Annotated in this window: 10 protein-coding genes; all 10 read right to left on the reverse strand. The window is 48.6% G+C overall.

Features of this window, described 5'->3' with window-relative positions; genetic code table 11:
- Nucleotides 1-187: 187 nt before the first annotated feature.
- Nucleotides 188-937: an HAD family hydrolase gene (locus ACE3MQ_RS01795; RefSeq protein WP_379389987.1), complete on the reverse strand. Its 750-nt coding sequence runs from the start codon at nucleotides 935-937 to the stop codon at nucleotides 188-190.
- A gap of 221 nt (nucleotides 938-1,158) precedes the next feature.
- Complete coding sequence (tkt, locus tag ACE3MQ_RS01800) at nucleotides 1,159-3,159, reverse strand: transketolase (RefSeq protein ID WP_379389989.1); 2,001 nt, start codon at nucleotides 3,157-3,159, stop codon at nucleotides 1,159-1,161.
- 17 nt (nucleotides 3,160-3,176) lie between these two features.
- Nucleotides 3,177-4,445 carry a class II D-tagatose-bisphosphate aldolase non-catalytic subunit gene (locus tag ACE3MQ_RS01805; protein ID WP_379389991.1) on the reverse strand — a complete coding sequence of 423 codons (1,269 nt, stop codon included), beginning with the start codon at nucleotides 4,443-4,445 and terminating at the stop codon, nucleotides 3,177-3,179.
- 27 nt (nucleotides 4,446-4,472) lie between these two features.
- Nucleotides 4,473-5,573, reverse strand: coding sequence for a PTS fructose transporter subunit IIC (locus tag ACE3MQ_RS01810; RefSeq protein WP_379389994.1), 1,101 nt, complete (start codon nucleotides 5,571-5,573; stop codon nucleotides 4,473-4,475).
- A gap of 15 nt (nucleotides 5,574-5,588) precedes the next feature.
- Nucleotides 5,589-5,903 (reverse strand): PTS fructose transporter subunit IIB, encoded by a 315-nt coding sequence (locus tag ACE3MQ_RS01815; RefSeq protein ID WP_379389996.1) that lies wholly within the window; start codon nucleotides 5,901-5,903, stop codon nucleotides 5,589-5,591.
- A 33-nt stretch (nucleotides 5,904-5,936) separates the two neighbouring features.
- On the reverse strand, nucleotides 5,937-6,386 hold the full coding sequence (locus tag ACE3MQ_RS01820) for a PTS sugar transporter subunit IIA (RefSeq protein ID WP_379389998.1): 450 nt from the start codon (nucleotides 6,384-6,386) through the stop codon (nucleotides 5,937-5,939).
- The gene (locus ACE3MQ_RS01825; protein WP_379390699.1) at nucleotides 6,383-8,293 is read right to left on the reverse strand and encodes a BglG family transcription antiterminator; all 1,911 of its coding nucleotides are present in this window, start codon (nucleotides 8,291-8,293) and stop codon (nucleotides 6,383-6,385) included. Before ACE3MQ_RS01825 ends, ACE3MQ_RS01820 begins: the two co-directional genes overlap by 4 nt.
- Before the next feature lie 573 nt (nucleotides 8,294-8,866).
- Nucleotides 8,867-9,910 (reverse strand): hypothetical protein, encoded by a 1,044-nt coding sequence (locus ACE3MQ_RS01830; RefSeq protein ID WP_379390000.1) that lies wholly within the window; start codon nucleotides 9,908-9,910, stop codon nucleotides 8,867-8,869.
- Entirely contained in the window at nucleotides 9,870-11,528 is a 1,659-nt protein-coding gene (gene nagZ / locus ACE3MQ_RS01835; RefSeq protein WP_379390002.1) for a beta-N-acetylhexosaminidase, read from the reverse strand. Before nagZ ends, ACE3MQ_RS01830 begins: the two co-directional genes overlap by 41 nt.
- Nucleotides 11,529-11,547: 19 nt before the next feature.
- Nucleotides 11,548-12,573 carry a zinc-dependent alcohol dehydrogenase gene (locus tag ACE3MQ_RS01840; RefSeq protein ID WP_379390004.1) on the reverse strand — a complete coding sequence of 342 codons (1,026 nt, stop codon included), beginning with the start codon at nucleotides 12,571-12,573 and terminating at the stop codon, nucleotides 11,548-11,550.
- Between the last annotated feature and the right edge of the window lie 46 nt (nucleotides 12,574-12,619).

A 12,619-nucleotide genomic window follows, 5' to 3' on the forward strand; every position in this document is an offset into this window, starting at 1 on the left:
AATCCTTCTCTACCGTAACATCTAGAGTTAACTCTAAGTCAAATAAAAAATTCAATTTGAATACAGCTTGACTTAAAGTCGGCTCAAAGTGATAGCCTTATAAGACCTTCCGAGGTAAATTTCTTAGAAATGAGGAGAATTTGATGGCAAATGTAAAAGACAATAAAGTTTGCCAAAAGGCACTCGCTCATATCCCTCGCTGAATAATGTGACCTTCGCGCTTCTCCTGCCCCTGTTCGCAAATACCGCTCACTATTTCTGCAATGGAACACTGCTCCTCTGCAACATAGTCGGGCCTGACATCTGCCGAAAGAGGGGCTATCCCTCTACGATTGATCCAAATTGCCTTCCACCCCGCTTGCTTGGCACCGATGACATCATTGGCATATGAATCGCCCACATAATACGTCGTCTCCGGCTCAAGGTTCATGGTGTATTGTGCGTGCAGAAAAATGCGCTTATCGGGCTTGGCTATACCGATTTCGTTTGAAACAAACACATGCTCAGGCAAAATCCACCGTTCCAACCCAAGCTGCTTCACTTTGTTGTGTTGATGATCCCGTGGGCCGTTCGTAATTACACCCAGAGGGAGGCGATGGGTTTTGCAGTAGTCAAGAGCCTGGATAACATCAGGAAGCAGTCGAATATTCTTTTGAAATGTTTCATAATCGTATTGAAAGCCCAGCGCTTCCTCCGGCGTAATCTGAACATCAAACACTTGAAAAGCCTTGGTTATTCGGTAAATGTGCATTTCCCGCCGCCCCATTTCCCCGCTTTCGCTCCGCTCAAATACCTCATCACTGAACTTCCTGCTGTAGAGATATAAATCCTTCAACGGAAGGCTGGCGTGATGGTCAAAATGCTTCTCAAAGGCCTGCGCAAACGGGGACAACTGATCATAGACAGTATCATCAATGTCGAACAGAAAACTAAACATTTTCATTTCCCTCCATTTATAACAACCATAACAGCTCTTACAAACATTAGAAACGTTTATCGACGTATTATCAAAAAAGACAGACGGTAGTTTTCTTGCGAGATAAGGACGCGTTGACCCGAGACTTATTCGTTCTTATATCCAAAAAAAGCACCGCCAATCCGGCACGGACAGCCCAAACGGCCACCCGCGAGGATTGGCGGAATCAAAACCTTTTACGTTTATTTCAGAGTATTGTAGAGCTTAACGATATTTTCTACGGTAAAGCCGTATTCCTGTATAACTCTATCTGCCGGGCCGCTGGCTCCGAAGCGGTTGATTCCCAATGCCTTGCCCTCTCTACCGATGTACCTTTCCCAGCCGAAGGTAGAAGCCATTTCAATGGAAAGCCGCTTTGTGACCGCAGAGGGCAGAACCGATTCTTTATATTCCTCGGCTTGCTGCTCGAACAATTCAAAGCTCGGCATGGAAACGACGGATACATCGCTCCCGGCTTCCCGCAGCATCTGCTGTGCCTTCACAGCAAGGTTCACCTCAGAACCCGTGGCGATCAATATTCCCTCCGGCACGGCGCCCTTCGCTTTAGAAATGACATAAGCGCCTTTTTTGACATTTTCTCGCGCCAGTTCGCTCGTTCCTGGGAGAACGGGTAGATTTTGCCGGCTAAGAACGAGAATCGTAGGCGTATGCCGGCTTGTCATCGCCATTTCCCAGGCCGCAACCGTTTCATTTCCGTCGGCAGGACGAATAACTTGGACATTCGGCATACAGCGGAGGCTGGCCAGCTGTTCAATCGGCTCATGCGTAGGTCCGTCTTCTCCGACCGCCACCGAGTCATGCGTCAGGACATATATGACAGGTGCTTGCTGAATGGCGGATAGCCGAATCGCAGCCCGCAAGTAGTCAGCGAACACAAAGAATGTTCCTCCGTACACTCTTGTCCCGCCATGAAGCTGAATGCCGTTCATGGCTGCTGCCATTGCGAATTCCCTCACACCAAACCAGATGTTACGCCCCTCATAATTTCCCGCTTCGAAGTCAATTGTGTTCTGAGCTACCGTATAATTGGAAGCCGACAGATCCGCCGAACCGCCCCACAGATAAGGAATAGCTTGGGATAGCGCTTGAATGGTGTCGCGGCTAGTCACCCGGCTTGCGGCACCCGTGCCTTCCTCGTACACCGGCAGCCCCTTGGCCCAGTCTTGCGGCAAACCTCCGGAGAAGGCCAATTCATACTGCGCGGCGAGCTCAGGGTACTTAGCGCGATACGCTTCAAAGCGCTCATTCCATTCCCGCTCCGCTTTCTCGCCGGAAATAACCATCCTTTCAGCAAAGCGCTCCCGGACTTCCTGGCTTACGGCAAAGGAGCTATCTTGATCCATTCCGTAAAAAGCCTTCACACGCCGGGCATCCTCTCCTCCGAGCGGCGCGCCATGCACCTTGGAGGTGCCTTGATTTTGAGAACCGTAACCAATCACCGTCTTAACCTCGATCAAGGTCGGTTTTTCGTTTTCCTTGCGCGCTGCTTCAATGGCCCGATCGATAGCCTCCAGATCATTACCGTCCTCCACTAAAATATACTGCCAGCCATAAGCTTCATATCGCTGTCCCACCTGCTCGGTGAACGCTTTTGAGGTAGGGCCGTCCAACGAGATATCATTGGAATCGTACAGAACGATCAGCTTGCCTAGCTTCATATGACCAGCCATGGAACTGGCTTCCTGAGCAACCCCTTCCATCAGATCGCCATCACCGCACAGGACATAGGTATAGTGATTCACAATATCATAACCATCTCGGTTGTAGGTGGCGGCCAAGTGGGCCTCCGCCATCGCCATCCCTACGCCCATCGCAAGTCCCTGTCCCAGCGGCCCCGTCGTGACTTCCACGCCGTCCGTATGTCCAACCTCCGGGTGTCCAGGAGTATTTGAGCCCCATTGCCGGAAATTTTGTAAATCGTCAAGCGAAACTTTATAGCCGGAAAGATGCAATAAGCTGTATAACATCGCCGATCCATGTCCAGCCGAGAGAATGAAGCGGTCGCGGTTCGTCCAGTTGGTCGAGCTTAATGGATTAACCTGCAAATAGCGGGTCCACAGGACGTAAGCCATGGGGGCTGCACCCATGGGCAGCCCCGGATGACCGGAATTCGCTTGTTCTATCGCGTCTATACTCAATGTACGAATAGTATGAATAGCTTGCAGATCCGTTTGATCAAACATTCAAATCCTCCTATTATTTAACCCCAAGCAAGAATACGTGTGGTTGCACCTTGAAGATTGTAGCATTCCACATAATCGCGAATAGGGCGTTTAATATGATCGATGACATAGCGCTGACCTTGAATATGATGCTTTTCAAGATTTTTGTACAATTTTTCAATTTCAGCCTTCACTTCATCATCGTTAAACGTATAGTGACCTGCGATATCCAAGATTTCCTCCGAAAGAGGATCATCCGCCATAATTTCCTCCACCGTCAGCTCCTGCTGCTCGCCCACCATCCACTTCCGCCAGCGCTCACTTTTAATCGCATGCGTTAACAGCACTTCACGGGTACGGGAAGGATCATCAATCAAACCATTCTTGGCCAGCTTCGCCTCGACCGTCGATAGATTCAAATATGCGCGCGTCTCCTCCGTGCCATATTGCGGAGCCACATTGGTCGCTGTAATTTGTGAAGGAATATGCTCCAGCAGCGTCGCGTCGTCCAAGTAGTCGCCGTTATGCTCTTTCAGGCCCACGCCATATTTTTTCGCCATTTGCGCCAAGTCATAAGCATTTCTGAAGTTGAAGGTACCCACTTGTTCCGTCTTGCGCGTCAACGTGCCCGTTTGCCCGACGATAAACGTTGGCATCGGCAAGCCCCGTTTCTCCAATTCTTCTTTCAAACGTAGAATAAAAGTTTCGTATGTTTCAGTCGAGGTCAATCCGCCATTTGTTTCCTCAGTTCCGACTTCATAGCCGATTTCTGGCAGATTCCGCGCTTTACGCTCGTTTTCGCAAAACTCAATAAGCTCCACCGTTCGTTCCAGAACCGTTTCCAACGGTATCACCTTACCTACTTCGAACGGATCTTTAGTCGGATCGATCATCAGCAAATCAAAGCCCGCTTCGATATCAGCAACATAGGATCGCTTCCCTAGTTCCATCGCTTCTTCCAGCGGCAGGTGATCGTTTCTCTCCTTGTCCCGCTGCCAAGGGCCGCCATGGTCGCGGCACATATAATAAAAATTGTCGTAGTTGATTTCTTTTGCCACCTCTTGCACCGCTTTGGCAAAAGTAAACTGGTTCCAGCCGTTGACGTAGCCTCCGCCCAGCTCATCCATATCGACCTGATTGCGGCTGGCGATAAACATAACCGGAAAATCATATTCCTTGGAAAGCTCCAGGGTGGCCTGCACACAATTTTTCGACATCGGTCCGATCCCCAGCATAGTCGCGCTTTCGCCTGTCATCTGCAATTCCAGCAAACCCTCAACAACTTTTTTTATTGGCAGTTTATCCACTCTAACCAGCTCCATTTCTTTATTTCTTTATTTCGTTGCTTCAATAGATGTGTCCGCATTCTTCTTCTGTTGATTTCTTTTGCCAGCTTGTTCTAGGTTCGGCTTCGTAAAATGCAGGATCAGCACGGAGACGAGCACGCCCACAAACATCGAGATGACATACCAGAGTTTGTTATTAACCACAGGCAGTATGATGAGTCCTCCATGCGGCACCAGCGCTTCGACAGCCGTGAGCATTCCCAGTCCTCCACCGACAGCGCTTCCGATAATGATAGCCGGAAGAACGCGCTTTATATCTTTTACAGCAAAAGGTATCGCCCCTTCGGTAATGCCGATCAATCCCATGAAAAAGGCGGAAATGCCCAAGTCCCTATCCTCGGGAGCATATTTCTTACGATCGATAAACGTAGACACCGCCAAGGCCAGTGGAGGAATTGCAACGGCTATCCGGTGTGCGCCGTTCGGTCCGTAAATTCCCTCTGCCATCAAAGCAAGCGTAAACGCTGTAGCCGTCTTGTTGATTGGGCCGCCCATATCGATAGCCGTCATTGCACCGATGATCAACCCGAGCAAGACAGCGTTTCCACCCTGCAGATTGCCAAGCACGTTGACCAGCCATGTCATCGCTGCCCCTATAGGACCGGCAATGACGTAAATATATAACAGCCCGATGGAGAGTACCGAAAAAATAGGAACAATCAATATCGGCATGATCGTCTTAATCGTGGTTGGAACCTTCCAGGTCTTGCACCACTTGACGACTAATCCGACGGCTACGCCAAGAATCATTGCGCCAAGGAAACCGGTCTTTACTCCGTCATCCCCAATCGGATTGTTGGCTACATAACCTAATATCATCGCCGGGGCGATCCCTGGCTTTCCAGCCAATGAATACGCAATATAACCGGCCAATATCGGAATCATCATGGCAAAGCCGGCCGATCCGAGATCAAGCAGATTTTGCATAAACGGACTCGTCACTTGCATACCTTCATCCGTAGCCGTGCCTGTGGCCAATGAAATGGCTAGGAAAACCCCTCCGACTACGACCGCCGGCAGCATGTAAGAGACACCCGTACTGAATGCCTTCTGAATTTCCTTGAGTACATCTCTCAACTTATTCGCCATTTTCATTATCCCTCTCTAAAGTTTCTCAGCTTTATCCAACACTTCGGAAGGATGCTTGATGGCATCCGCTGGTTCAATTTGCAGCACTTTCCCCATATCTATTTTTTCTTCAAACCGCTCTTCGCCGTCAATTCTGATCGCTACGGCCAAAATAACTACATCTGCTTCATCGATCACATCCTGCTCTAATTCATTTTCGATACCCATACTGCCCTGCGTTTCCACCTGAATCTCGTATCCACGCTTTTGACATTCCTTTTCTAGTGCCTCCTGAGCCATGTAAGTGTGGGCTACTCCTGTGGGACAAGCTGTTACAGCTACTATCTTCATTGCTGTTCCTCCTCATGTTTTTTATTTGAACCATTAATAAATGGAATTCAACAACTGATAAACCTGCTCGACATCGGTACTTTCCAGTAATTTCATTCTGAAGTTGTCATCTAGAAGCTTTTTACTCAAACGTGAAATGAACTTCAAGTGAATATTTTGCTCATTTGCCTTGGGCACACCAATCAGAAAGATCAGCTTAACTTCTTCTTCGTACCCTTCGGTCCATCTGAAATCATGTTTTGCCTGTAAAAAACCGATAAAAGGCTGCTTCACTGCATCGCTTTTACCATGCGGTATGGCAATTTGATAGCCTATAGCCGTCGGAACGTTCGCTTCCCGATCAAGAACAGCCTGTAAAAAGGGCTTCTGCTCCGAAATTAGCCCGTTTTGCAGCGCGTTCTCAATCAGAACGCGAAGCACATCGTCCCGCGTTTCGAAATTTTGCTGCAGAAAGATCATTCTTTTATTAATTACATCTTTCAATATGATCCACATCCAATCCTCATTTTGAACTCCTGCTTATCAGACATCATATAAATCTGATTCAGCATTTCTCTGTTTTCTACAATCGAATAAATATCCGAAAGTACATGCTTTATATTTTTTGTATCTTTTTCCGAGAAACAGATAACAATCACAGTTCTAACGGAACTCTTGTTCCAAACGATATTTTTTTTATTCCTGACAAATACGATAATCGTTTCATTTACATAATTCGGGTTCCCATGAGGCAGGGCTACTCCTGTCGGGAGGTCTGTTCCCCCCATAAGCTCCCGGTTTTTTAAACTATCCATAAAGCTCTCGGTAACGAAGCTGCCCGCAACCAGCTTGTTTCCAATCGTATCGATCAATTCATCCTTCGATTGAAAATTCCCGTCGAAAAAAATAAATTCATCCTTCAGATACTTTCCCAAATGAGGTAAGGGCTTCCATTCATTTTTAGTTTCTTTGGCAAGAAGAAATTTGTCATAGTAGAGATCGGAAATGTTCTTCATATCCTGCTCGCTAAGCAGCGGAGAAACGACGATTACTTTACTCTCGGGAAGATCGACATCGACGGTAGAAATGATAAGATCAATGTCCTTGAGATCCAGCTTCGTAGCCTCCTTGGTCGAAGCGACTTCAATCATGTCAAAGGCGGGTAGAACATTTTTGATCCGGTTTACCAAGAGCTCGGAGGTCGCAATTCCTCTAGGGCATATAACTAGAATTTTCTTGCCTACCTTCGCTCTTTCGATAGCTGATTGAAAGTAAATCGTCAGAAATCCGACTTCCTCTTCATTGAAAATGACACCAAGCTCGTCCTCATATTCGCTCAGCACGACCCAAATCACATTGAATATAAGGGGAAACTCATTTTTGATTTGCACAATCAGCGGATTACTCGTAGGAATTCTTGCCCGCAAGCGATAAAGCATCGGTGGAAAATGATGAATCAGCTGTTCCTTCAGTTTGTTATCCTTCGTAAAATCAAGATGCAGGGAATCCCCGGCTTTCTTCACAATCTTGTCTACATAAAGGCTGTATCTGCTTTCCGAAGGTAAAGGTGCAAATTTATTGGAGATCAGATAGGATGCGAGATATTCCACATCCGTTGCCTTGTATTCAGCATTCAATCTCAACGATATTTTGTTCAACATGCCCTCTGCACTTTGTTTAAAGTACGCGCTTTCAAGCTTGTCTCCAGACACGGATCTCTGTTCTTCTAAATGATAGCCCTTCATAAGCCGATAGACTAAAATAATCATCATGCTCAACACATTAAAAACGTAATATTCGGCAATGGCCGTCACGTCGTTTTTAACGTATCCGAAAAGCACTCTGGAACAGACACTCACGACATCCTTTCCGTAATAGGCACCTAGAATCATAAGTTTCTGCTTATCATCGCTTTCAAAAATCATGCTGCTGTCTTCAAGAACATAGCGATTAAACTCTAAGTAGGCTTTTTGCAGGTCTTTCTCCTTCCCGCAAAGACGTGTACCCTGGGAATCGCTTAACAGCTTCAAATTATTGCGGCTAGTAAGCTTTTTTTCCACGAAGGCCAGATCATTTTTAATCGAAGTTCGGCTGACCAGGAACAGCTCTGACAGACCATCATACGTAACCGTTTTATTCTCGAACAGCAGCAGCTCCATGATCCTTCTGCGTCTTCCCGAAGTCGAATAATCGTTTAATTGCTGCTTTGCCTCTAAAAGAGGGGGATTCCGATCAACTTTATTTACCCTTATGCCTACGCCGGATCTTTTTTCTAGTTCATAGCCTTTGCTTGAAAGGAATTGCTCGGCTATTTTTAAATCCGAATGAACCGTGCGCTCGGAACATCTCAATTCCTCAGCATAAAATTTGATTGTTGTGTATCCTTTTTGCTTTAAAAGAATGGAAACCAGGCGAGATTGTCTTTGAGTTAGTTTGTTGAAAGCACTTCACCTTCTTCCGCCTTTCATCTTCTTGTCGAATGATGAAGAATTTTGTAGATTTTTTTCTATGTCTTTCATTATAGTGACCCTCCCTGCGTTTTAACATCTCAAATCACTGCATGAAGTTGTTGCAGCCTTTTGTTCCGGCGGGAGATGGACTGGTTTTTTAGGAGCGCCGCGTTTAGTGACATTACCTTTCGATTCACGAGTAACGTTACTTTTCAAGCTTCACCGTCCCGACACTCTGCAGCCATATCGTTTCGCTTTGTCCCGATCGGGACTTCGCTCTCTTGCCATTACACTTCCATAAAAAAAGAGAGACGCATTAAATGCGCTCTCCTTCGAATTGGCGTTTATGTGTGAATTGCGGTACTGCTCTATCGTTATCAGTATTAGGTAAATTCCTCCACCAACGCCCTAACACAAGCGACAGAAGTACCGTTCAGACTGTGCTTATGTGACTACTAGCTTAGAACCCCCGTAGAAAACCCGGTCTTCCAGTAAGTTTTTCATCTGGTTTCCGGGTTTTCTGCGGCGGGTTTTTCAGCCTTCGAGCAGTGTAATCAGTTTTTGCAGGAAAACAGGCTCTTCATTTCGGAATTGGTCGAACCGGAGTCTCAGTCGTTCAAACATTTCTTTATCTTCGCGGATTTCATGACGAATATACTGATCTCTCAGCTTCATTGCCCTTTTGGTGATATCCTTGTAGCCCTCCACAAGCTCTTCATCATACGGGATTATACCCTCATCTACCAAGTATCCGATCCGCTCGCTCATCATTTTTTTGTGCTCCCAGAGCACATGAAGGTGCCTCACATCGTTACGGTCACCTAGCCGGGAATCGTTGCTTTCTACGGCATCATAGTACATTTGCAAATAGTCGTATACGTTAATTCCGAAAGCTTCCTCTTCATCAGGATTGTAATTGATCCGGTTTAAATGGGTCTCCCCGTTTAGGTAATCGCGCAGTTGGTCGATCGCGGCCGTTTTATCGAAAGGATATGGAGAATGCGGCTCGTATTTGTAAAAAAACGTATGATGGTCGGCCGTGAGGTTTTCCTTTAGAAGATGTCCCATGGACTGGACAGCATCCTGGAACTCCGGGAACGGAATCTGCAAATTGCGGTATACCCCCGTATGGTCGAACATGGAAGCATAGAAGACACTTTTATCCCAATCGAAACCGTATAGAAAAAGATGATGAGGGAATAGCTCCTTTTGATAGGAGGCCGCTGGTGACAGCCTGGATTCATCTAAAAACACGACACAATAATAGCCGCTGCGGATCTGATCCGCGAAGAATTTTGGCCAGGCGTCGAATGCCAAACTCTTCAGAATCGTATAATTGACGGAGCAGGTGAGAAGAAACGGATTGTTGAAATTTAGTTCGTTAGGCTTGCCCCGGAAAAAATCGAGAAAATACTGCCTGCCGTCCTCCAGAAATTTTTTGGTACAGGACAACTGGATAAAATTGCTGTAATACCAAGGAATCGTTTCTTCGTAGGCGCTGGTGATCGAAAGCGTATAAGCCCAACGCAAGAATCCTTTAAGTGGCGGATTCAATACCGGAAGCTGAACAGCGTTCATCTGATTCTCCCCCTTCTGACAAGTGATCCGGAATCGTGACCGGCAGTGTTCCTTCGGCCTCCAACATGCCCATCAGAACCCGGGATAGGGCCTGCAGGGTATGCGGATGATGCTCGTAACAGGCCAGAAAGCCCTTGGCTTCCGGGAATATCGCGAGATCGACGGGATTGCGCAGGGAGACCGGAATGACTTTGGCCCCTCCCGCCAAGAGCTTGCGTACCAAAGCTGACTGACCGGGATTAGAAGCTGTGTGGAAAATTCCCACGACGATCTGCCCATATTCCTCCGCTTCGGAGGCAAGGGCCTCAATCTCATCTGGACTTGGATTGGTCCCGTACACTCGCTCCATTAATTTTGCCGTGATAAAAGGTCGCAGGCAGCTGCCAAGGGTGTCATCGTATGCCGGTTCGTCCTCGGATTTGCAAGCGGCCGTCATTTGCGGCCAGAGCACGAGCGTTCCGACTTCGGGAGACAATCGGCAATAATCCGGTTCACGGTTGACGACGGTAATGCTTTCCTCGCGGAGCCGCTCAATCGTCCGGAGTGTCTGCGGATTTTCCAGCAGGTTCTGCATCTCTTCCCAACTGCGCTCCCGCAGCCCTTCGATACGGCGCTCTTTGAGGCGAAGGATGCGCTCCACGGAAGCATCAATCCGCTCTTCTGGCAGACGCCCTTCTGTAACCGCGCGTTCCAGGGAATCCACTGCCTCCAGCTGGCTATCGTACGTATGGCTGACGAGAAGAAGATCCGCTCCGGCCAGCACGGCCTGGACGACTGCCTCCCCTACGCCGATTCCCTGCGTTACGGCGTTCATCTCCATACAGTCGGTCACGATTAGCCCGTCAAAGCCCAGTTCTTCACGCAGCAGACCCGACAGAATTATCCGGGAGAGCGTGGCCGGAACGGGCTCTCCTCCGCTGAGCAGTGGAATCCCGACGTGGGCCGTCATGATGGCTTCCGCTCCGTTCCGCGCAGCCCGTCGGAACGGCACGAGCTCCACGGAGCGCAGTCGCTCAAGAGAATGCCTCACGACTGGCAATTCCGTGTGGGAATCCGTCTCCGTGTCGCCATGCCCGGGAAAGTGCTTGATGACGGAGACGATTCCTCCCTCCTGAAAGCCGAGCATGGCGGCGATCCCGAGCTCGGAGACAAGTTCGGGATCATCTCCAAACGAGCGGACATCAATGATCGGATTTCGTGGATTGACGTTAATGTCCACCACCGGCGCGAAATTCATATTGATGCCCAGCAACTTCAGCTCCTCCGCAATTCCCATGGCAGCTTCGTAGAGCAGTTCGGGATCGCGTGCCGCTCCCATGGCCATCGCTGCAGGCATCTGTGCAATCCCCTTCCTTACCCGGACGACCATGCCCCCCTCCTGATCCGTTCCGATCCACAACGGTATGCCCGTCGCAGCCATAGCCATCCGCTGGAGTTCCTGCGTTAAAGCGAATGCCTGCTCGGGGTTATCCAGATTACGGGAAAAGAACACAACTCCCCCAATGAAATGGTTTTGCAAAAGGGTGCCGATATTCGCATCCGGCATAAGGCCCTCAAAACCGGCCATCAGCAGCTGGCCGATTTTCTCCTTCAATGTAAGCTCGTTACACGTTTTCATTTGGTTTCCCCCTCAGCCGTTACAATTGTGTCCAATCGAACAATACTCCCATTAAATCGGACTTACGCCCGGCGAGCCGGGAATAGACCGATACGGCTTCGAGCGGATTTGCTTTTTCGGTAATGAGACTAGCGACATCCAGTTTCCCGTGACGGAGATACTCGAATATGAACTCGTTCATATCTGCTTCCGTCCAACCTTTATAACCCTCTATCATCCGGCCGTGGATACCCAGTATGCTGACTGAATTAAAGACTACTTTCGGCCCGATACTCTGCTTAGAAGGTTCCGTCGAATCACCCAGCAGGATTACTTTGCCTAGATCCCGGGTCAACTGCGTACAGTAGGACAGTACGGCATAAGAACCGGTAACATCGTATATCGTGTCCAGCATTCTGCCTCCGGTAAGTTCTTCTACCCGTTCAAAGGCTTCGTCCACCGGAAGATTCAACAGATCGGTCGCCCCATTTCTCCGGGCCTGGTCAAGACGAGAGCTTTCCGGCGCGATCGCGATAATCTGTCGCGCACCGCCCGCTTTCAGATACTGGATGACAAGCTGACCGATAAGACCGAGCCCGACGACTCCCACTCTTTCTCCGAATGCGGGCTCGGCACGCAGAACCCCTAGCAGGGCAACCTTCGCGATCTGTGTAAAAACCGCCTCTTCGTCACGGATCCAATCGGGGATAAGCGCTGCTTCCTTATAATCCGCGAGGAAATACTGGCGATGACCAGACGGACAGATGATCCGATCACCGGCCTTTATTCCCTCGACCCCGTCTCCTGTCTCCAGCACTTGCGCCGCCATGGAGTATCCCGGATAAAATGGGTACCGAACCCAAGATGACCAGACTGTCCCCTCGTCGAAGCACCCCTTCAGACAAGCCAATTCCGTACCAGTACTTATCAGCGACTTTTTTGCTGCACATAAAATTTGTCCCGGTCCAGGCTCATGCACCGACTCCTCTATAAGTTCGATCCGATTCGGCTCCTGAAATACGCAATTTAACGAGGTGCGGCCTTGCGTTGTCGCAATGTCCGGCATGCGTTATCACTTCCTTTTCCAAGTGTAGGTTAGAAACCCTGATACT

Source organism: Paenibacillus lentus, from assembly GCF_042714055.1.
GTDB classification, from domain to species: Bacteria; Bacillota; Bacilli; order Paenibacillales; family Paenibacillaceae; genus Fontibacillus; species Fontibacillus lentus_A.